The sequence below is a fragment of the Geodermatophilus telluris genome (assembly GCF_900102745.1).
Lineage (GTDB): Bacteria > Actinomycetota > Actinomycetes > Mycobacteriales > Geodermatophilaceae > Geodermatophilus > Geodermatophilus telluris.
Genome location: NZ_FMZF01000001.1, coordinates 481,822 through 501,910, shown reverse-complemented (window position 1 = coordinate 501,910; position 20,089 = coordinate 481,822). Strand labels below are relative to the sequence as shown.

At 76.2% G+C, this 20,089-nt stretch carries 20 protein-coding genes; 16 read left to right on the top strand and 4 right to left on the bottom strand.

Going from position 1 to position 20,089, the window contains the following annotated elements:
* Nucleotides 1–10: 10 nt before the first annotated feature.
* Nucleotides 11–307, top strand: a complete 297-nt coding sequence (locus BLQ97_RS02350) for an antibiotic biosynthesis monooxygenase family protein (RefSeq protein WP_091362855.1) — start codon at nucleotides 11–13, stop codon at nucleotides 305–307.
* Between the two features lie 100 nt (nucleotides 308–407).
* Here BLQ97_RS02350 and BLQ97_RS02345 read toward each other — a convergent pair whose 3' ends face one another.
* On the bottom strand, nucleotides 408–1,229 hold the full coding sequence (locus tag BLQ97_RS02345) for a M23 family metallopeptidase (RefSeq protein WP_245691739.1): 822 nt from the start codon (nucleotides 1,227–1,229) through the stop codon (nucleotides 408–410).
* 347 nt (nucleotides 1,230–1,576) lie between these two features.
* On the opposite strand from BLQ97_RS02345, the gene BLQ97_RS02340 reads away from it, so the two are divergent.
* On the top strand, nucleotides 1,577–1,909 hold the full coding sequence (locus BLQ97_RS02340) for a GYD domain-containing protein (RefSeq protein WP_139173422.1): 333 nt from the start codon (nucleotides 1,577–1,579) through the stop codon (nucleotides 1,907–1,909).
* Nucleotides 1,910–1,916: 7 nt separating this feature from the next.
* Here BLQ97_RS02340 and BLQ97_RS02335 read toward each other — a convergent pair whose 3' ends face one another.
* Nucleotides 1,917–2,813 (bottom strand): esterase/lipase family protein, encoded by an 897-nt coding sequence (locus BLQ97_RS02335; RefSeq protein ID WP_091363838.1) that lies wholly within the window; start codon nucleotides 2,811–2,813, stop codon nucleotides 1,917–1,919.
* 189 nt (nucleotides 2,814–3,002) lie between these two features.
* Between BLQ97_RS02335 and BLQ97_RS02330 the strand changes: the two genes are divergently transcribed.
* The 9 genes from BLQ97_RS02330 (at nucleotide 3,003) to BLQ97_RS02290 (ending at nucleotide 12,195) form a co-directional block, all read left to right on the top strand.
* Nucleotides 3,003–4,115 carry a hypothetical protein gene (locus BLQ97_RS02330; protein WP_245691738.1) on the top strand — a complete coding sequence of 371 codons (1,113 nt, stop codon included), beginning with the start codon at nucleotides 3,003–3,005 and terminating at the stop codon, nucleotides 4,113–4,115.
* Entirely contained in the window at nucleotides 4,112–4,504 is a 393-nt protein-coding gene (locus tag BLQ97_RS02325; RefSeq protein ID WP_091362851.1) for a cobalamin B12-binding domain-containing protein, read from the top strand. The genes BLQ97_RS02330 and BLQ97_RS02325 overlap by 4 nt, the downstream gene beginning before the upstream one ends.
* Before the next feature lie 63 nt (nucleotides 4,505–4,567).
* A complete protein-coding gene (gene sucC, locus BLQ97_RS02320; RefSeq protein ID WP_091362849.1) occupies nucleotides 4,568–5,731 on the top strand; it encodes an ADP-forming succinate--CoA ligase subunit beta in 1,164 nt (387 codons plus the stop codon).
* A 27-nt stretch (nucleotides 5,732–5,758) separates the two neighbouring features.
* Nucleotides 5,759–6,637, top strand: a complete 879-nt coding sequence (gene sucD, locus BLQ97_RS02315) for a succinate--CoA ligase subunit alpha (RefSeq protein WP_091362847.1) — start codon at nucleotides 5,759–5,761, stop codon at nucleotides 6,635–6,637.
* Nucleotides 6,638–6,834: 197 nt separating this feature from the next.
* Nucleotides 6,835–8,049, top strand: coding sequence for a hypothetical protein (locus tag BLQ97_RS24125; protein ID WP_175471558.1), 1,215 nt, complete (start codon nucleotides 6,835–6,837; stop codon nucleotides 8,047–8,049).
* 87 nt (nucleotides 8,050–8,136) lie between these two features.
* Nucleotides 8,137–9,333, top strand: a complete 1,197-nt coding sequence (locus tag BLQ97_RS02305) for a cell division protein PerM (RefSeq protein ID WP_091362846.1) — start codon at nucleotides 8,137–8,139, stop codon at nucleotides 9,331–9,333.
* 68 nt (nucleotides 9,334–9,401) lie between these two features.
* Nucleotides 9,402–10,010 carry a phosphoribosylglycinamide formyltransferase gene (gene purN, locus BLQ97_RS02300; protein ID WP_091362844.1) on the top strand — a complete coding sequence of 203 codons (609 nt, stop codon included), beginning with the start codon at nucleotides 9,402–9,404 and terminating at the stop codon, nucleotides 10,008–10,010.
* Nucleotides 10,007–11,566, top strand: coding sequence for a bifunctional phosphoribosylaminoimidazolecarboxamide formyltransferase/IMP cyclohydrolase (gene purH, locus BLQ97_RS02295; protein ID WP_091362843.1), 1,560 nt, complete (start codon nucleotides 10,007–10,009; stop codon nucleotides 11,564–11,566). Before purN ends, purH begins: the two co-directional genes overlap by 4 nt.
* Nucleotides 11,563–12,195, top strand: a complete 633-nt coding sequence (locus BLQ97_RS02290) for a pentapeptide repeat-containing protein (protein ID WP_091362841.1) — start codon at nucleotides 11,563–11,565, stop codon at nucleotides 12,193–12,195. Before purH ends, BLQ97_RS02290 begins: the two co-directional genes overlap by 4 nt.
* 3 nt (nucleotides 12,196–12,198) lie before the next feature.
* Here the strand turns inward: BLQ97_RS02290 and BLQ97_RS02285 are convergent, their stop codons facing one another.
* A complete protein-coding gene (locus tag BLQ97_RS02285; protein ID WP_091362839.1) occupies nucleotides 12,199–12,834 on the bottom strand; it encodes a hypothetical protein in 636 nt (211 codons plus the stop codon).
* A gap of 93 nt (nucleotides 12,835–12,927) precedes the next feature.
* On the opposite strand from BLQ97_RS02285, the gene BLQ97_RS02280 reads away from it, so the two are divergent.
* From BLQ97_RS02280 to BLQ97_RS02265, 4 genes are all read left to right on the top strand, one after another.
* On the top strand, nucleotides 12,928–13,797 hold the full coding sequence (locus BLQ97_RS02280) for a bifunctional methylenetetrahydrofolate dehydrogenase/methenyltetrahydrofolate cyclohydrolase (RefSeq protein WP_091362838.1): 870 nt from the start codon (nucleotides 12,928–12,930) through the stop codon (nucleotides 13,795–13,797).
* Complete coding sequence (locus tag BLQ97_RS02275) at nucleotides 13,794–14,093, top strand: DUF3017 domain-containing protein (RefSeq protein ID WP_091362836.1); 300 nt, start codon at nucleotides 13,794–13,796, stop codon at nucleotides 14,091–14,093. The genes BLQ97_RS02280 and BLQ97_RS02275 overlap by 4 nt, the downstream gene beginning before the upstream one ends.
* 53 nt (nucleotides 14,094–14,146) lie before the next feature.
* Nucleotides 14,147–15,100, top strand: coding sequence for a malate dehydrogenase (gene mdh, locus BLQ97_RS02270; RefSeq protein ID WP_091362835.1), 954 nt, complete (start codon nucleotides 14,147–14,149; stop codon nucleotides 15,098–15,100).
* A 62-nt stretch (nucleotides 15,101–15,162) separates the two neighbouring features.
* Nucleotides 15,163–16,377: an NADP-dependent isocitrate dehydrogenase gene (locus BLQ97_RS02265; protein ID WP_091362833.1), complete on the top strand. Its 1,215-nt coding sequence runs from the start codon at nucleotides 15,163–15,165 to the stop codon at nucleotides 16,375–16,377.
* A gap of 1,089 nt (nucleotides 16,378–17,466) precedes the next feature.
* Here the strand turns inward: BLQ97_RS02265 and BLQ97_RS23750 are convergent.
* A complete protein-coding gene (locus tag BLQ97_RS23750; protein ID WP_245691737.1) occupies nucleotides 17,467–18,558 on the bottom strand; it encodes a CAP domain-containing protein in 1,092 nt (363 codons plus the stop codon).
* 201 nt (nucleotides 18,559–18,759) lie between these two features.
* Between BLQ97_RS23750 and BLQ97_RS02250 the strand changes: the two genes are divergently transcribed.
* Nucleotides 18,760–20,079 (top strand): hemolysin family protein, encoded by a 1,320-nt coding sequence (locus tag BLQ97_RS02250; protein WP_091362831.1) that lies wholly within the window; start codon nucleotides 18,760–18,762, stop codon nucleotides 20,077–20,079.
* Nucleotides 20,080–20,089: the final 10 nt, after the last annotated feature.

Sequence of the window (20,089 nt, the reverse complement as noted above, 5' to 3'; positions counted from 1 at the left end):
GGTCGCCGGCGTGTCGGGCGACGGACGCCTCACGGTCGTCGCCGTCCTCGACGTGCCGCCCGGCGCGCTGGCGGCGTTCCGGCGCTACGAGGACCTCGTGCTCCCGCTGCTGGCCCGCCACGAGGGTGTGCTGGAGCGCAGGCTGCGGAGTGCGGACGGCGCGACGGAGGTGCACGTCCTGTCGTTCGCCTCCGACGCCGCCTACCGGGGCTACCTGGCAGACCCCGAGCGGCTCGCCCACCGGGCCGTGCTCGCCGGGACCCCGGTGCAGCAGCGGGTCCTCGAGGGGGTCGTCGAGGTCTCCTGACGCGGCGTGGCGCTGAGCGGGCGCCGCTCCGGGGGTGTTCCTCGTGCTCTGCGGGTGCTGCAGGACCCCAGGAGCGCGAGGAACACCCCCGGGGTGGGCGTCAGACGGCCACGCCGTGCTCGGCGAGCCACTCCTCGGGGTCCATGGGGCGGCCGGTCATGCTGCCGCGGTTGATCTGGTAGTGCAGGTGGGGGCCGGTCGACTGACCCTCGTTGCCGATCTTGGCGATCTGGTCGCCGGCGTGCACGATGTCGCCGGCCCGCACGTCGTAGTAGCGCATGTGGCCGTAGACGTGCACGTTCCCGTCGGCGTCCTGCACGTAGACGGCGTTGCCGTAGCCCGAGGCGGCCCCGGCGCGCAGCACGACGCCGTCCGTGGCCGAGTAGATCGGCGTCCCGAGCGGGCCGGCGAGGTCGATGCCGTAGTGCATCTGGCCCCAGCGCATGCAGAAGCAGGTGGTCATGCGTCCCTGCGCCGGCAGCACCACCTGCGGCTCGCGGGCGGCGCGGGAGGCGGCGAGCTCGGACAGCCGCTGCTGGGCCTCGGCCTCGGAGATGCCGCGGCGGGCCTCGGCGTCCTCCACGGCCCCGGTCAGCCCGAGGTCGGCCGCGCCGAGCCCGTAGTCGGCGGCGCTGACGGTGGTCGGCGCCGGGGTGCCCCCGGTGAAGGCCGGAACGGCGGCGACGACGGCGCCGGCGACGACCGCGGCCAGCCACAGCGGGCCGCGCCGGCCGGGCGGACGGCGGACGCTGCGGCGCGCGGCCGGCTCGGCGGCGGGGACCGCACCGGTCCCGGCGGGAGCGGGGACGTCGTCCGCGGCCGCGCGCGGGGACGGGACCAGGGGCCGCGCCGGCGCGGCAGCGACGCGCGGGAGGCCGCTCGTCGGGCGCTCGAGCAGCCCTGGAGCACTCTGCCGGGTCACGGGACACCCTTCGTCCACGCTCCCGGGCCGGCTGGAGGGAGCAGCCCGTCGGGGGAGCGACGGCGGTGGAGGCGCCCGGGGGACGCCCGCCGGTGGGTACCGGCGCCGTGATCGGACCGTAACGATCCGTCAGGCCGTTGCCGTGGAGGCGACGGTGCGTGTCGCCATGTCTGCCCTGCGTGACGAGGACTCCGCGGGTCGTGCCGGTGCGCAGCGCGGCGTGCGGGCGCGGGTGCCCAGCGTCCGGAGCGCGCCGGGGGCCCGGCCGACGCTCACGGGGTCCTGGCCGGCCTCCCCGGCTCCTGCTGCACTCGCCGGACGCGTGGTGCCGCCCGAGGAGGTCGGTGATGCCGAGGTTCGTCGTGTTCTTCGCCTACAAGCCGGAGACCTGGGCCCGCCTGGTGGACCAGCCGGGGGACCGGACCGCCGCCGTGCGGGCGACGGCCGAGGCGGCGGGCGGGCGGCTGGAGGCCCTGTACTGGATGACCGGCGGCCAGGACGGGCTGGTCATCCTCGAGGCGCCGGACGCCGAGACCGCGCTCGCCGTCGGCGTCACGTCGATGAGCAGCGGGGCGATCGAGCACGTCGCGACGCACCAGCTGCTGGACCAGGACCAGCTGCTGGCGGTCCTCGGCACGGCCAGGCGGGTCCGCGACACCTTCCGACCGCCGGGGACCTAGCGGCCGGTCAGGCGACCGCGGCCGGCGCCAGCCGGGCGGCCGGGGCGGTGCGGAGCCCGGCGAGGGTGGCGGCGACCTCGTCGACGACGCCGCGGTGGAAGGGCAGGGTCATGTGCCCGGCGCCGCGGACGAGCACGTTGCGCGCCCGGAGGTCGGGGTGGTCGCAGCGCCCCGCGCGGGTGGGGACGACGACCTGGTCGAGGTCGCTGTAGACCGCGGTCAGCGGCGTCGACCAGCCGGGTGCGGGCTCGGCGAGCTCCCGCAGCACCGCCGACCCCGGCCGCAGCTGGCGGACCATCGGGGTGGGCAGCAGGTGGGCCAGCACCGACCCGCCGTGCGGCGTGCCCAGGGTGACCAGCGACCGCACCCGCTCGCCGCCGCCCTGGCGCTGGACGTGGTAGCGGGCGATGAGCCCGCCCAGGCTGTGCCCGACGACGTGCACCTGGTCGTGCCCGGTCTGGGCGCAGAGCCGCTCGACGTGCGCGCCGAGGTCGCGGGCGCCCGTGGCGACGTCGCCGAGGAACGGGCTGTAGTTCCAGGTGCACACCTGGGCGAAGCCCCGCCGGCGCAGGCCGCGGCGCATGACGGTGAAGATCGAGCGGTTGTCGATGAGCCCGTGCACCAGCAGCACGGGGATGCGGGCGGCCAGCGGGTCGGCGGCGAACAGCGCGCGGACGGCGGGGGACTGCTCGCCCGGCCGGACGCGGGGGTCGAGCCGCAGCGCCTCGGTGCGCGCACCCAGCGGGTAGAGCAGCGCGTGGGCGCCGACCCAGGCCAGCTCGGTCAGCCCGCCGGCGACCCCGGCGGGGGAGGCCAGCGCCCGGAGCAGGTCCCGTGGCGCGCCCGGGAGGACCTCGTCGGTGTGCGACTCTGGACGGCGCCCGGCCTCGTCGGTCGCTCGCATGAGGTCCTCCCCGTTCACGGGCCGCCGTCGTGGTCCCGGGAGCCGAGAACCCGTCGGTGACCGGAGCGCCGCTGTCGTGCTCCGTTCACAGGACGGTAATGCCCACGTGTGGCGACGGTCACACGAGACGGCGCCGGATCTCGACGACATCGAGACCGGTTCGGAACACTTCTCGACGAAGGGGGACCCGTGGCCGGCCGGGACCGCTCTGTCCGCGACGACCGGGCCCGCGACGACCGGGCCCGCGACGACCGGATCCGCGGCGGCACCGCCCGGCGCACCCGTCCGGCCGCCGCGGAGGCCCGTCGCCCGGCGTCCGGCCGGCGCGGGCCGGCCACCGGAGGGCGGACGGCGACGGTGGACCGCTCCCGCGCCGCGTCCGACGGCCTGGTGGTCGGCGACGTCCCCGCGGGCGCCCGGGTCGCCGGGGTGCTCCTCGTCCTGGCCGGGCTGGCCGGCGCGGCCGCGCTGTTCCCCCGGTACCTGGTGGTCGGCGGTGAGCAGCTCACCCTCGGCGGGGGCCCCGGCGCCGTCCTGGCCGGCCTGCTCGTCCCGCTCCTCTCCGTCGCGGTGGGTGCGGGGCTGGCGGCCGGCCGCGTCCCGCGCTTCGGGCTGGCCTTCGCCGCGGTGGGCGGGGCGCTCGCACTCGGCGGGCTGCTCCTCGAGCTCTACCGGGGCAGCTCCTCGACGGTGCGCCCCGGTGTCGAGGTGCTGGCCGGCGAACCCGTGCTCACCAGCTCGGTCGAGACCGGCCCCGGGTGGCTGCTGCAGGTCGCCGCGCTGGGCCTGGCCGTGCTCGCCGGTGGCTGCGCCGCCCTGGTGTGGGGCCGCACGCGCATGGAGGACCGCGGCGCCCTCGACCCGGCGCGGCCCGGGCTCGCCGGCGCCGCGGTGCTGCTCGGCGTGCTGACCGTGCTCTGCCTGGCGCTGCCCGCCGCCGACGTCCCCGACCGGCTCGTCGCCGACCCGGCCACCGGTCTCCAGGTCGTCGTGGAGCAGGAGGGCCCGCAGGGGCTGCTCGAGCGGCCGGGGCTGGCGCTGCTCGGCGGGCTGCTGCTGGCCGGTGCGGTGCTGCTGGTCGCCGTCCTCGCGCCGTCGCTGCGCCCGCGGCTGGCCGCCGTCGGCGGGCTGCTCGCGCTCGCCGCGACCGTGCTCGCCGCCGGGCTGGGCGGCCTGCGCGACGCGGTGGCCTCCCCGGACCTGGAGTGGACCGTCCCCGGTGCCGGCCTGCTCGCCGCGGGCCTGGGCTACGCGCTGCTCACCGTGCTCACCTGGCGGCTGCGGCGGACGGTCGGCGGGTGAGCGGGGAGCGGCTGCGCGTCGTCGTGGCCGGACCCGGGGGAGCCGGCGACCCACGCGCCGTCGCGCTGGCCCGCGCGCTGCGCGACGCCGGCGCCGAGGTGGTGCTCACCGGCGTCCCGGCCTCGGCCGGCCAGCTCGCCGCGACCGTCGTCCAGGAGGACGCCGACGCCGTCGGGCTGGCCGGCGCGCCACCGGGGCTGCTCGCAGAGGTGCTCGAGCGGCTGGCCGCGGTGGGCGCGGACGACGTCGTCCCCTTCGTCCTCGGGGGTGCCGACGGCGTCCCGGACGGCGTCCGCACCTTCCCCGACGGCACCCCGCCCGAGGCCGTGGCCGCCGCGCTGCACCGTGACCAGGGCGGTCCCGGATCCGCCCGCGAGGCGGTGCGGTGACCCTCCCCACACGGCCCCCGCCGGTGACGCGGGCCCGGAACGCGGGAGCTACGGTGCTCGTTCGTGGATCTCTTCGAGTACCAGGCGCGTGACCTGCTGGCCTCGCACGGCGTGCCCGTGCTGCCCGGCGGCGTGGCCGAGACACCCGACCAGGCCGAGGCGATCGCGCGGGAGATCGGCTCGCGCGTCGTCGTCAAGGCGCAGGTGAAGACCGGTGGGCGCGGCAAGGCCGGCGGCGTGAAGCTGGCCGACGACGCCGACGAGGCGCGCGCCCGGGCCCAGGACATCCTCGGCCTGGACATCAAGGGCCACATCACCCACCGCGTCATGGTGGCCCAGGCCAGCGACATCGCCGAGGAGTACTACTTCTCCTACCTCCTCGACCGCGCCAACCGCACCTTCCTGGCCATGGCCAGCGTCGAGGGCGGCATGGAGATCGAGCAGCTCGCCGTCGAGCGCCCCGAGGCGCTGGCGCGGGTCCCGGTCGACGCCACGGTCGGCGTCGACACCGCCAAGGCCGCCGAGATCGTGGACGCCGCCGGGTTCGCCCCCGAGGTGCGCGACCAGGTCATCGCCATCGCCGTGCAGCTGTGGGACACCTTCGCCAAGGAGGACGCCACCCTCGTCGAGGTCAACCCGCTGGCCAAGGCGCCCGACGGCACCGTGCTGGCGCTCGACGCCAAGGTGACCCTCGACGAGAACGCCGCCTTCCGCCACGAGAGCCACGCGGCGCTCGAGGACTCCGCCTCCGCCGACCCGCTCGAGGCGCGCGCCAAGGAGAAGGACCTCAACTACGTCAAGCTCGACGGCGAGGTCGGCATCATCGGCAACGGCGCCGGCCTGGTCATGAGCACGCTGGACGTGGTGGCCTACGCCGGCGAGGAGTTCGGTGGCGTGAAGCCGGCCAACTTCCTCGACATCGGCGGCGGCGCCTCGGCCGAGGTCATGGCCAACGGCCTGGAGATCATCCTCTCCGACCCGGCCGTGAAGAGCGTCTTCGTCAACGTCTTCGGCGGGATCACCGCCTGCGACGCCGTCGCCAACGGCATCGTCTCCGCCCTGGGCATCCTGGGCGACGAGGCCACCAAGCCGCTGGTGGTCCGGCTCGACGGCAACAACGTCGAGGAGGGTCGCCGGATCCTCGCCGAGGCGAACCACCCGCTGGTGACCGTGGTGGACACGATGGACGGCGCCGCGCGCCGGGCCGCCGAGCTCGCCGCCCGCTGAACGCCCTCAACGACAGGACCTGAAGAGATGTCGATCTTCCTCAACGAGAACAGCAAGGTCATCGTCCAGGGCATGACCGGCTCGGAGGGGCGCAAGCACACCCAGCGCATGCTCGCCTCCGGCACGGCCATCGTCGGCGGCGTCAACCCCAAGAAGGCCGGCACGGACGTCGACTTCGAGGGTGCCAGCGTGCCGGTGTTCGGCAGCGTGTCCGAGGCGATGAAGGAGACCGGCGCCGACGTCAGCGTCATCTTCGTGCCGCCGGCCGGCGCCAGGGGCGCGGTCATCGAGGCCGTCGACGCCCAGATCGGGCTCGCCGTCGTCATCACCGAGGGCATCCCGGTGCACGACTCGACCTACTTCTGGGCGCACGCCCAGGGCGGCGCCACCCGGATCATCGGCCCGAACTGCCCCGGCCTGATCAGCCCCGGGCGCTCCAACGCCGGCATCATCCCGGCCAACATCACCCAGCAGGGCAGGATCGGGCTGGTCAGCAAGTCGGGCACGCTGACCTACCAGATGATGTACGAGCTCCGCGACATCGGCTTCTCCACCGCCATCGGCATCGGCGGCGACCCGGTCATCGGCACCACGCACATCGACGCGCTGCAGGCCTTCCAGGACGACCCGGAGACCGAGGCCATCGTGATGATCGGCGAGATCGGCGGCGACGCCGAGGAGCGGGCCGCCGACTTCATCAAGGCCAACGTCACCAAGCCCGTCGTCGGCTACGTCGCCGGGTTCACCGCGCCCGAGGGCAAGACGATGGGCCACGCCGGCGCCATCGTGTCCGGCTCGGCCGGCACCGCGCAGGCGAAGAAGGAGGCCCTCGAGGCCGCCGGCGTCCGCGTGGGCAAGACCCCGTCGGAGACCGCCCGCCTCATGCGGGAGCTCGTCGGCGCCTGAGTCCGGCACCGCCCGAGGGGGCGCCCGCCCGGTCCGCGGACCGGGCGGGCGCCCCCTCGGCGTCTCCGGGGGACGGCCAGGGCCGGTGCCGGTCCCGCCCTCCCGGGGAGGAGGCTGTGTGTCGTGGTTGCACCCCGGTGGGCCGGGGGAGAGCATCCGCGTCGCGCCGCACCGATGTGACGAGAGGTAGTCCACGCATGACGTCCAGTCAGCCGCCCTCGCAGCCCGGGGTGCCCGGGCAGCCGGACCCGGGCGGCCAGCCGGCACACGGGCAGCCTCCCGCCTCCCCGTACGGCCAGCCGCAGCCGCCTGCCCAGGACCAGCAGCCGCAGGCCCCGGGGTCGGTCTGGGGCCCGGCCCCCCACGGCGCTCCGCACGCCCAGCAGCCGCCGTCCGGCCCCGGGCCGGGGCGCCCCGGCGGTGGCTTCGACCTCAAGCGGTTGCGGATCGCCGACCACCTCGTCGCCGCGGGTGCCCTCGTCTACCTGGTGCTGGCGCTCCTGCCGTGGGTCACCTACACCAGCGACGACTTCGGCATCCCCGGCTTCGACGTGCCGACGGTGAGCTACAGCTTCACCGGCTTCGACGTCAGCGGCCTGGTGCCGTTCGCCTTCGTGCTGCTGCTGCTCGCGGCGGTGTGGTCGCTGCTGCCGGCCGTCGTCGACCTGCGGCCGGGCTTCCCGCGCAGCTGGGTGACCGTCGGCCTCGCCGGGCTCGCGACGCTGCTCACGCTCGTCGCCTGGGTGCAGGCGCTCGACCTCGAGTTCTCCCTCGTCGGGCTGCTCGCGCTGCTGGTCGCCGCCGCCGTCACCGCCGTCGCCGTCCTGCGGCTGCTGCCCGAGCTGCGCGACCGGCCCGCGCCGCCCGGCGGCCCGGTCGGTGGCGGCTGGCCGGGCCACCCCGGACAGCCGACGCCCGGCCGGCCGTGGGCCCAGCAGTACGGGCAGCCCGCCTACGGGCAGCAGCCGTACGGCCAGCCCGGCCACGACCCGCAGTACGGCCAGCAGTACGGCCAGCCCGCGTGGGGCCAGCAGTACGGGGAGCAGTACGGCGCGCAGCAGTACGGCCAGCCGCAGTACACCCAGCCGCAGTACGGCCAGCAGCCGTACGGGGAGCCCCCGTACGGTCAGCAGCCGTACGGGGAGCCCCCGTACGGTCAGCAGCCCTCCGGGGAGCAGTACGGGCAGTCGGGGCACGGCCAGTACGGCCAGCAGTACGGGCAACCGCAGTACGGCCCTGAGTACGGGCAGCCGCAGTACGGCCCTGAGTACGGGCAGCCGCAGTACGGGCAGCCGCAGTACGGGCAGCCGCCGTACGGCCAGCCGGCCACGCCGTCGCCGGCCACCGACCCCGGCGCCGAGCGTCCCGGTCCGCCCGGCGGCTCCAGCGCCTCGGGGCAGGGCTCGTCCTGACCTGACGACCACGGGCTCGGCGAGGGCCGGATGGCCGCCCGGCGCGTGCGGCGCCCGTCCGGTCCCGGGCCTTGGGAGAGTGGAGCCGTGGTCTCCCTGCTGGCGCGTCTGCCCCTCCCCGGGCAGGCCGACCCCGACGCCCGCCGGCCCTGGTACCCCGCCGCCCTCGCGGCCGCCGCCACCCTCGCGGTCAGCGTGCTCGGCCTCGTCGGCCTCGGCCTGGCCGTCGTGGTCGTGCAGGCCCTCGACCCCTCCGGCGGCCTGCCGGTCGGCGGGTCGGCGCAGGTGGCCGGCCGGCTGTGGCTGCTCGCCCAGTTCGGCGGGCTGCACCTGCCGTCCGGGCCGCTGGTGCTGGCGCCCCTCGTGCTCACCCTCGCCGTCGCGTGGGGGCTCTCGCGTGCCGCGCGCGGGGTGACGCGCGTGACCGAGCCCGGGGACGCCCGGGCGGCCGCCGTCGTCGTGGCGGCGGTCGTCGCCGTCCACGCGCTGCTCTGCGTGCTGCTCGCCTGGGCCGTCGACGGCCCGGGCGCGCGCACCGACCTGCTGCGCTGCAGCGCCGGGCCCGCGGCGCTGGCGGCGGTCGCGGCGGTCTGGGGGGTGCTGCGCGAGAGCGACCTGGCCGGCGCCGCGGGTGGCCGGCTGCCCGGGCCCGCCCGCGCCGTGCCGCCCGCCGTGCTCGCCGGCCTGCTCACCGCCCTCGGGCTGGGGCTGGCGGTCGTCGCGGTCGCCGTGGCCGCCGACGCCGCGGGCTACGCCGCCGTCTCCGGTGCGCTGGGCGGCTCGGGCGCCGGCGCGCTCGGCCTGCTGGCGCTCGGCGCGCTGCTGCTGCCCAACGCCGCCGCGGCCGCGCTCGGGGTGGCGGCCGGCCCCGGTTTCTCGCTCGGCACCGCGACCGTCGTCTCGGTGCACGGCGTGAGCCTCGGCCCGGTGCCGGCGCTGCCGCTGCTGGCCGCGCTGCCCGACACGCAGGCCGTGCCGCTGCTGGCCTTCGCCTCGCAGGTGGTGCCGGCCCTGGCGGGCCTGGTCGCGGGCACCACGCTGGGCCGCCGCCTGGCCGACGACGACGGCGGCTCGGTGGTCGCCGGCCTGTGGGGCGTGCTCACCGGCGCGCTGCTCGGGCTCGCCGCCGGGGTCGTCGTCGCCCTGGCCGGCGGGACCCTCGGCGACGGCGCCCTCGCCGACGTCGGCGCCCCGCCGCTGGCCACGGCGCTCTCGATCGGCGCCCAGGCCGGCATCGCCGCCGCGGTCGCCGCCGCCGTCGCCCGCTGGCGGTCCCGCGACTGAGGAGATGCCGGCCCGGCCGGTGCACGGGGGAGGCGGGGGGACGCGGCGGCCCTCCTAGGATCGCGGTCGTGCCCGCCGCCGCCCCGACCCCGCGGGCGCGCGTCGTCGTCCTGCTCTCGGGCACCGGGTCGCTGTGCGCCGCGCTGCTCGAGGCGGCCGAGGACCCCGGCTACCCCGCCGAGGTGGTCGCCGTCGGCGCCGACCGCGACGCGCCCGGCCTCGCGCACGCCCGCCGCCGCGGCCTGCCGACCTTCACCGTGGCCCTGCGCGACCACCCCGACCGGGCCGCCTGGGACGCCGCGCTGGCCGGCGCGATCGCCGCGCACGAGCCCGACTGGGTGGTGTCGGCCGGGTTCATGAAGATCGTCGGTCCCGCCGTCCTGGCCCGCTACGAGGGCCGGCTGGTCAACACCCACCCCGCGCTGCTGCCGGCCTTCCCCGGCGCGCACGCCGTCCGCGACGCGCTCGCCGCCGGGGTCGCGGTCACCGGCAGCACCGTGCACCTGGTCGACGCGGGCGTGGACACCGGGCCGGTGCTGGCCCGTCGCGAGGTCGCGGTGCTCCCCGGCGACGACGAGGAGCGCCTGCACGAACGGATCAAGGCCGTGGAGCGCACGCTCCTGGTGGAGACGGTGGCGCGACTCGTCACCGGGACGACGGAGGAGAGCCCCCAGTGACCGAGACCGACGCCCGCACGCCCGTCCGCAGGGCCCTGCTGGGCGTGTACGACAAGGCCGGCATCGAGGAGCTCGCCCGCGGCCTGGCCGACGCGGGCGTCGAGCTGGTCAGCACCGGCGCCACCGCCCGCCGGATCGCCGACGCCGGCGTGCCGGTGACGCCGGTGGAGCAGGTCACCGGCTTCCCCGAGTGCCTCGACGGGCGGGTCAAGACGCTGCACCCCGCCGTGCACGCCGGCATCCTCGCCGACCGGCGCAGGCCCGAGCACGTCGCGCAGCTCGACGAGCTCGGCATCGCCGCCTTCGACCTCGTGGTCGTGAACCTCTACCCGTTCACCGAGACCGTGGCCTCCGGCGCGACGCCGGACGAGTGCGTCGAGCAGATCGACATCGGCGGCCCGGCGATGGTGCGCGCGGCCGCGAAGAACCACCCGTCGGTCGCCGTCGTCGTCGACCCCGCGCGCTACGGCGAGGTGCTCGCCGCGGTCACCGCGGGCGGCTTCACCCTCGAGCAGCGGCGGTCGCTGGCCGCCGCGGCGTTCCGGCACACCGCCACCTACGACATCGCCGTCGCCTCGTGGATGGGCAACGTCCTCGCTCCCGACGACGAGTCGGGCTTCCCCACCTGGGTGGCCGCCAGCTGGGAGCGCGCCGACGTGCTGCGCTACGGGGAGAACCCGCACCAGCGGGCGGCGCTCTACCGCAGCGGCGAGCCGGGGCTGGCGCACGCCGAGCAGCTGCACGGCAAGGAGATGTCCTACAACAACTACGTCGACACCGACGCCGCCTGGCGGGCCGCGCACGACCACGCCGACCCCTGCGTGGCGATCATCAAGCACGCCAACCCGTGCGGGATCGCCGTCGGCACCGACATCGCCGCGGCCCACCGCAAGGCGCACGCCTGCGACCCGGTCTCGGCCTTCGGCGGCGTGATCGCGGCCAACCGCGAGGTGGACCTCGCGATGGCCGAGCAGGTGGCCGGGGTGTTCACCGAGGTCGTCGCCGCCCCCTCCTTCACCGAGGACGCCGTGGAGGTGCTGACGGCGAAGAAGAACATCCGGCTGCTGCGGCTGCCGCACGCCGGCCGCCCGGCGGTCGAGCTGCGCCCGGTCGGCGGCGGGCTGCTGCTGCAGAGCGCCGACCGCATCGACGCCGACGGCGACGACCCCACCACCTGGACGCTGGCCTGCGGCGAGCCCCTGGACGCCGCCGGCCTCGACGACCTGGTCTTCGCCTGGCGGGCGGTGCGCGCGGTGAAGAGCAACGCCATCCTGCTGGCCCACGACAAGGCGACCGTCGGCGTCGGCATGGGCCAGGTGAACCGGGTGGACTCCGCGCGGCTGGCGGTGGCCCGGGCGGGGGAGCGGGCCGCGGGGGCGGTGGCCGCCTCCGACGCGTTCTTCCCCTTCGCCGACGGGCTGCAGGTGCTGCTCGACGCCGGGGTGCGGGCGGTGGTGCAGCCGGGCGGCTCGGTGCGGGACGAGGAGGTCGTCGCCGCGGCCCGCGCGGCCGGCGTCCCGCTCTACCTCACCGGCACCCGCCACTTCGCGCATTGAGGGGCCGGCCGCACGTCGGCCCGCCGGGGCCGGGGGAGGAGCTCGAGGGCGCCGACCTCGCGCGGGTCGACTGGTGGGGCGCCGAGCTCGAGCGCGTCACCTTCACCCGCTGCCGCTTCGACGACGCCGACCTCACCGAGCTGGTCACCCGGCGCTGCGTGTTCGACTCCTGCGTCCTCACCGGCGTGCGGCTGAGCGGCTCGCGGCACCACGGGAGCGCCTTCCTGTCCTGCCGCTTCGACCGGGCCCGCCTCTTCGACGCGGTGTGGGACGGCTGCAAGCTCACCGGCTCGCAGTTCCCGGGCGCGGTGCTGCGGCCGCTGACCACCACCGACTCCGACTGGAGCTGGACGTCGCTGCGCGGCGTGGACCTCTCCGGCAGCGACCTGTCCGGCCAGCGGTTCCGCGAGGCCGACCTGACCGACGCGGACCTCCGCGAGTGCGACCTCACCGGCGCCGACCTCGACCGCGCCCGTGTCCAGCGCGGCACCCTGCTGCGGGGCAGCGACCTGCGCGGCGCGAGCACCGAGGCGCTGGCGTGGCGGTCGCTGGAGCTCACCGGCGTCCGCCTCGACGTCGGCCAGGCCGTCCAGGTCGCCCTCGCCCACGGCGCCCTCGTCGACGGCTGAGGCTCAGCGCCGGGCGTACCGCCGGCCGGTGAGCATCGCCTTGAGCGCGCCGAGCAGGCCCAGGACGCCGACGGCGCAGGCGAACCAGAAGCCCAGCCGGAACGCGCCGGGGTCGAAGTCCTCCGAGGCCAGCGGCACCAGCACCGCGGCGACGGCGAGGAGGCTGACGAACAGCGCCAGCACGCCCAGGGCGCGGTGCGTGCGCGCCGGCAGCCACATGAGCAGGCCCAGCAGGAGCAGCACCCCGCCACCGAGGACGACGGCCGGCGGCTGCCAGAAGCCGGAGTCGACCACCTCCCCGAAGCCGCCGCCGAGCTCGTCGAGGCCGCGGGTGAGGAGGTCCCAGCCGATGTCGCCCGGCTCGCGCAGCCAGCTCAGCGCCAGGCTCACCGCGGCGGCGATCCCGGCGAGGATGCACAGCAGGCCGCCGAGCGAGTCCGGCCCGCGGACGGCGACGGGCTCGGTCGGGTAGGTCGGCGCCGTGTAGTAGCTCTCGCCCGTGCCGGGGTAGCCGTGCCCGCCGGTCCCCGCCGGGGACGCCCCGCCACCCACCGGGGACAGGCCCGGCGTCGTGTGCTCCCGCCAGTCGGCCTGCTCGCCGGCGCCGACCTGGCGGGTGGACGGGTCGCGCTCGGTCATCTGCTCTCCTGACGTGGCCGGCGGTGCGGGGGCTCGGCTGCGAGGGTAGGGCCGGCAGGGCCGCCCCGGGCACGCCTCCGGCACACTGTCCGGGTGCCCGCGACGATCCTCGACGGCAAGGCGACCGCTGCGACCATCCGGCAGGAGCTGACCTCACGGGTCGCCGCGCTGACCGCGGCCGGCCACCGCCCGGGCCTGGGCACGCTGCTCGTCGGCGACGACCCGGGCAGCCGCTGGTACGTCGACGCCAAGCACTCCGACTGCGCCCAGGTCGGCATCGCCAGCATCCAGCGGGAGCTGCTGGCGACGGCCACGCAGGCCGACGTCCTCGAGGTCGTCGCCGAGCTCAACGCCGACCCGGCGTGCACCGGCTACATCGTCCAGCTCCCCCTACCGCGGCAGGTCGACGAGTACGCCGTCCTCGAGGCGATGGACCCGGCCAAGGACGCCGACGGCCTGCACCCGGTCAACCTCGGCCGGCTCGTCCTCGGCGTCGACGGGCCGCTGCCGTGCACCCCGGTCGGCATCGTGGAGCTGCTGCGGCGCTTCGGCGTCCCGGTCGCCGGCGCGGAGGTCGTCGTCGTCGGCCGCGGCATCACCGTGGGCCGCCCGCTGGGCCTGCTGCTCACCCGCCGCACCGAGAACGCGACGGTGACGCTGTGCCACACGGGCACCCGCGACCTGGGCGCGCACCTGCGCACCGCCGACGTCGTCGTCGCCGCGGCCGGCGTGCCGGGGCTGGTGAGCGCCGACGTGGTCAAGCCCGGTGCCGCGGTGCTCGACGTCGGCGTGAGCCGGGTGGACGGGAGGATCGCCGGCGACGTCGCGGCGGACGTCCGCGAGGTGGCCGGTTTCGTGGCGCCCAACCCGGGCGGCGTCGGGCCGATGACCCGGGCGATGCTGCTGCAGAACGTCGTCCTGGCCGCCGAGCGGGTCGCCGGCATCGAGGCGCTGTCGGCGTGAGCCGCCCGCCGCTCTACACGCGCCGGCCGTTCCTGGCCGGCCTGCTGCGCCAGCTGCCGCTGCTCGCGGTGCTGGTGGCGGTCGCGGTGGGGCTGGCGATGGTCGCGCTGGAGCACTGGCGGCGCGGGCTGCTCGTCGTCGGGCTGGCGCTGGTCGGGGCCGCGGGCCTGCGGCTGGTCCTGCCGCTGCGCCGGGTCGGCTTCCTCGCCGTCCGCAGCCGGCCGGTCGACGTCGTCCTCATGGCGGGGACCGGCGTCCTGCTGACGGCGCTGACCCTCACGGTGCGGGACAGCTGAGTGCGACCGACCGCGGAGCGCGCCGCCCGGCCCGCGGGGCTAGGTTGACGCCCATGGCAGAGCAGCCCAGGAACGGCAAGGTCACCGTCGTCGGTGCCGGCTTCTACGGCTCCACCACCGCCCTGCGACTCGCCGAGTACGACGTCTTCGAGACCGTCGTGCTCACCGACATCGTCGAGGGCAAGCCCGAGGGCCTGGCCCTCGACATGAACCAGTCCCGCCCCATCGAGGGCTTCGAGACGCGCGTCGTCGGGGTCGGCGGCGGTTCCTACGAGGGCACCGAGGGGTCCGACGTCGTGGTGATCACGGCCGGCCTGCCCCGCAAGCCCGGCATGAGCCGCATGGACCTCATCGAGACCAACGCGAAGATCGTCCGCCAGGTCGCCGAGAACGTCGCGCAGACCTCGCCGGACGCCGTCGTCATCGTGGTGTCCAACCCCCTGGACGAGATGACCGCCCTGGCGCAGCTGGCCACCGGGTTCCCGAAGAACCGGGTCATGGGCCAGGCCGGGATGCTCGACACCGCCCGGTTCACCAACAACGTCGCCGAGGAGCTCGGCGTCCCGGTGTCCTCGGTGCGCACCCTGACCCTCGGCTCGCACGGCGACACGATGGTGCCGGTGCCCTCGCGCTGCACCGTCGACGGCAAGCCGCTGGCCGACGTGCTCGCCGCCGACCGCGTCGAGCACCTCGTCGACCGCACCCGCAACGGCGGCGCCGAGGTCGTCGCGCTGCTCAAGACCGGGTCGGCGTACTACGCGCCGTCGGCGGCCGCGGCCCGCATGGCCCGCGCCGTCATCGAGGACTCCGGCGCCGTCATGCCCGTGTGCGCGTGGGTCGACGGCGAGTACGGGATCTCCGGCGTCTACCTCGGCGTGGAGGCCGAGATCGGGCGCGAGGGTGTGCGCCGGGTGGTCGAGGGGGACCTGTCCGAGAGCGAGCTGGCCGGGCTGCGCGAGGCGGCCGAGGCGGTGCGCGCCAAGCAGGCCGACGTGGCCGACCTGTGACGGCCGGCCGGTGACCGACTTCCGGCCCGACGGGCCGGAGCTGTAGAGAGGGAATGCCTGACGTGAGCAAGATCAAGGTCGAGGGCACCGTCGTCGAGCTCGACGGCGACGAGATGACCCGGATCATCTGGCAGTTCATCAAGGACCAGCTGATCCTGCCCTACCTCGACGTGGACCTGGAGTACTACGACCTGGGCATCGAGCACCGCGACGCCACCGACGACCAGGTCACCGTCGACTCCGCCAACGCCATCAAGAAGCACGGCGTGGGCGTCAAGTGCGCCACCATCACCCCGGACGAGGCGCGGGTCGAGGAGTTCGGCCTGAAGAAGATGTGGCGCTCCCCGAACGGGACGATCCGCAACATCCTCGGCGGCGTCATCTTCCGCGAGCCGATCATCATGCAGAACGTGCCGCGGCTGGTGCCCGGGTGGACCAAGCCGATCGTCGTCGGCCGTCACGCCTTCGGCGACCAGTACCGCGCCACCGACTTCAAGTTCCCCGGCGAGGGCACGCTGACGATCAGCTTCCAGCCCGCGGACGGCTCGGCGCCGATCGAGCACGAGGTCTTCCAGTCGCCCGGCGGCGGTGTCGCGATGGCGATGTACAACCTCGACGACTCGATCCGCGACTTCGCCCGCGCCTCGATGAACTACGGGCTCAACCGGCAGTACCCGGTGTACCTGTCGACCAAGAACACGATCCTCAAGGCCTACGACGGCCGGTTCAAGGACCTGTTCCAGGAGGTCTTCGAGGCCGAGTTCAAGGACAAGTTCGACTCCGCCGGCATCACCTACGAGCACCGGCTGATCGACGACATGGTCGCGGCGTCCCTGAAGTGGGAGGGCGGCTACGTCTGGGCGTGCAAGAACTACGACGGCGACGTCCAGTCCGACACCGTGGCGCAGGGCTTCGGCTCGCTCGGCCTGATGACCTCGGTGCTCATGTCGCCCGACGGCCGCACGGTCGAGGCCGAGGCCGCCCACGGCACGGTGACCCGCCACTACCGGCAGCACCAGCAGGGCAAGGAGACCTCGACCAACCCGATCGCGTCGATCTTCGCCTGGACCCGGGGCCTGGCCCACCGCGGCAAGCTCGACGGGACCCCCGAGGTCACCCGGTTCGCCGAGACCCTGGAGAAGGTCTGCATCGACACCGTCGAGGGCGGCCAGATGACCAAGGACCTCGCGCTGCTGATCAGCAAGGACCAGCCGTGGCTGACCACCCAGGACTTCCTGGCGGCCATCGACACCAACCTGCAGAAGGCCATGGCCTGACGCGATGGCCTGACGCGATGGCCTGACGCAGCGGTCTCGCGGCCCCCTCGCCCCCGGGTGAGGGGGCCGTGCTGCGTCCCGGGAGGGTGATCACGTCGGGTCCAGCGGGCCCTCGCGCGCTCTGAGGGCCCTCCCGACCCGAGGTGATCAGGCCTGTGGACGGCGGGAGCGGCGGTCGGCCGGCGACCGGCAGGCTCCCTCGGTGCCCGTCCCTCCCCACCGACCGCCGCCTCTGCACGGGCGGGTCCCCCGCGGCACCTGGGCCGTGGGCGCCGGCCTCCTCACCCGCGACCAGTTGCGCAGCAGCGCCTGGCGCCGGTTGCGTCAGGACGTCTACGCCGACGCCGCGTCCCCCGTCGACCACCGGCTCCTGGCGAGGGGCGTGAGCCTGGTGATGCCGCGGCCGGCCGCGCTGGGTGGACTCACGGCGGCCGCGCTGTGGGGCGCGGCCGCCCTGGCCAGGGCGGAGGACCCGGTGGAGGTCGTCGTCCCTCCGGGCGTGCGCTGGACCCCCGGTCCCGGCGTCGTCGTCCGCAGCGCTCCGCTGGACGGCGACGTCGTGCGGGACGGCCCCTGGCTGCGCTGGACCGGTCGCGTGCGCACGGCCGTGGACCTGGTCCGGCGTGACGGGACGGACGAGGCCGTCGTGCTGCTCGACCGCCTGGTGTGGGCGCGGGTGGTCGGCCTCGCCGCGGTGCGGTCCGCGGTCGACGCGCTGCCCAGACGCCGAGGCAGCGCCCACGCCCGCCGGGCGGCGGCGCTCGCGGACGGGCTCGCGGAGTCCCCGCCGGAGACGCGACTGCGGCTGCTGCTGCACCGGTCGGGGTTGCCGCTCCCCGTGGCCCAGTACGAGGTGCGCAGCGTCGGGGAGTTCGTGGCGCGGGTCGACTTCGCTCGGCCGGGACACCGCCTGGCGGTGGAGTACGACGGCGCCTGGCACGGGGCGCCCGGTCAGCTGGGACGGGACCGGCGGCGGCTCAACGGACTCACGGCAGCCGGGTGGCGGGTGGTCTTCGTGACCGCTGCCGACCTGGCGCGACCCGGAGGCCGTGGTCGCCCGCGTCACCCGGGCGCTCGCGCGGTGAGGCCTCAGGCGCCGAAGAGCTTGGTCCACCAGGGGCCGCGGGAGCCCTCGGCGACGCCCACGCCCAGCTTCGTCAGCGAGCAGTTCACGATGTTGGCGCGGTGCCCGGCGCTCCCCATCCACGCCGCCATCACCGCGGCCGCGTCGCTCTGCCCCTGGGCGATGTTCTCCGCCCGCGCGTAGGTCACCCCGGCGGCGCGGGCCCGGTCGAAGGGGTCGAGGCCCTCGGGGGTGTCGTGCGAGAAGTAGCCGCGGTCGCGCATGTCGGCGCTGTGCGCCCGGGCGACGGCGGCCAGCGCCGCGTCGGCCACCACGGGGGCGCACCCGGCGGCGGCACGCTCACGGTTGACCAGCGTCAGCACCGCGGCCTCCGTGGCCGACCCCGCCGGGACGGCCGCCTGCGCCACCGCACCGCCCGGCGCGGAGGGCGCGCTCGAGGTGCCCGGCGCCGCGGTGGAGCCGCCTGCCGGCGCCGCGGAGCCGCTCGACGGGGTCGACGCCGCCGTGCCGCCCGCGGCCGGCTGGGACGGGGTCCCACCGGACGGCGCGCCGGCGGCTGACGGCGACCCCGCGGACGGCGATCCCGCGGGGGAGGCGGCCGGCGCGGACCCCGCCGGTGACGACCCCGGGGTCGTCGCCGGGGCGGTGGTGTCCGGTGCCGTGGTGTCCGGCGCGGTGGCGTCTGCCGCGGCGGTGCCCGGCGCGGTCGTCCCCGCCGCGGGGGCCCCCGGTGCTGAGGCCTCGGGCGCGGTGGTCCCCGGCGCCGTGGTCCCCGGGGTGGTGGTCCCCGGCGCGGTGGTCCCCGGGGTGGTGCTCTCCGGCGCGGTCGTCTCCCCGTCGACGCCCAGCTCGACCACGCCGGTCAGCGGCTCGTCCGCGGTGGGCACCCCGGCCGAGGTCGCCGCCGACTCGGCCGCGGTCAGCCCGCCCCGGCCGGCGGCCAGCAGCGGGACGAGCAGGACGACCCCGGCGACGACCAGGACGACCAGCAGCAGTCGCCAGAGGCCGCGGCCGCGGGAGCGCCGCAGCGGGGTCGGGCGGGCGGCGCGACGGCCGGCGCGGCGGGGCGGCGGCGGGGAGACGGAGCGGTGGCGCACGAGGGGGAAGTCCTCACGGGTGTCGACAAGTCACCTTGTGTGACTTCGTGGAGACTAGCCGTAGCCGAACCGTGATCGCCAGGGTCGCGTTCCGAACCCCCTCCGCAGGCGCCGGTGTGGGCACGCCGGACCGGCCCCGGCAGCATGGACACCGGCGTCGACCCCAGGCGCCGTCCCCGAGCACCGAGGAGCACGCCGCCGGTGAGCGACGTCTGGCTCGACACCGTCATGGTCGTCGTCTTCGTCCTGGTCGGCGGGTTCTTCGCCGGCGCGGAGATCGCCCTGGTCTCGCTGCGCGAGTCGCAGGTCCGGACGCTGGCCGAGCGGGGCCGCCGGGGCCGGGCCGTGCAGCGCCTGCTCAGCGACCCCAACCGCTTCCTGTCCGCGGTCCAGGTGGGGGTCACGCTGGCCGGGTTCTTCTCCGCGGCCTTCGGTGCCAGCACCCTGTCCCAGCCGTTCGCCGACTGGCTGGTCGAGCGGGGCCTGCAGGAGGGCCTGGCCGGCACCCTGGCCTTCGTCCTGGTCACCGTCGCGATCAGCTACCTGTCGCTGGTGGTCGGCGAGCTGACCCCCAAGCGGCTGGCGCTGCAGCGCGCCGAGGGCTTCTCGCTGCTCGTGGCGCGCCCGCTGAACACCGTCGCGCGGCTCTCCCGCCCGGTCATCTGGCTGCTGTCGGCGTCGACGAACGTGCTGGTGCGCCTGCTCGGCGGCGACCCGAAGGCCAGCGGCGAGGCGATCAGCCAGGAGGAGCTGCGCGACCTGGTCGCGGCGCACGAGTCGCTGACCACCGACGAGCGCCGGCTCATCGACGAGGTCTTCCGCGCCGGCGACCGCGAGGTCCGGGAGGTGATGACCCCGCGCACCGAGGTCGAGTTCCTCGAGGCGTCGACGACGGTCAGCCGCGCGGCGCGGCAGGTCGCGGAGTCGGGCCGGTCGCGCTACCCGGTCACCGGCCGCGACCAGGACGACGTCGTCGGCTTCGTGCACGTGCGCGACCTGCTGCTGCCCGGCCACCCGGCCGGCCGCGCGGCGACGGTCGGCGACCTGGCCCGCGAGGTCAAGCGGCTCCCCGGCACCGCGGGCGTGCTCACCGCGCTCTCGGAGATGCGCCGGGAGAACCACCACCTGGCGGTCGTGGTCGACGAGTACGGCGGCACCGACGGCATCGTCACCCTCGAGGACCTCATCGAGGAGGTCATCGGGGAGATCTACGACGAGTACGACGCGGAGGTCGTCCCCGAGGGTGAGGAGGAGCCCGGCGGGCCGCACGAGGTCGACGGGCTGCTCAACCTCGACGACTTCGCCGAGGTCACCGGCGTGCGGCTGCCGGAGGGGCCCTACGAGACCGTCGCCGGGTACGTGCTCGCCGAGCTGGGCCGGCTGCCCGACGTCGGGGACGCGGTGGAGGCCGAGGGCCGCACGCTCACGGTGCAGGAGCTCGACGGACGGCGGATCGCCCGCCTCTCGGTCACCCGGGCGCCCGACCCGGAGCCGGCCGCCGCCGATCCCGAGGGCGGCTGACGGCCCCTCC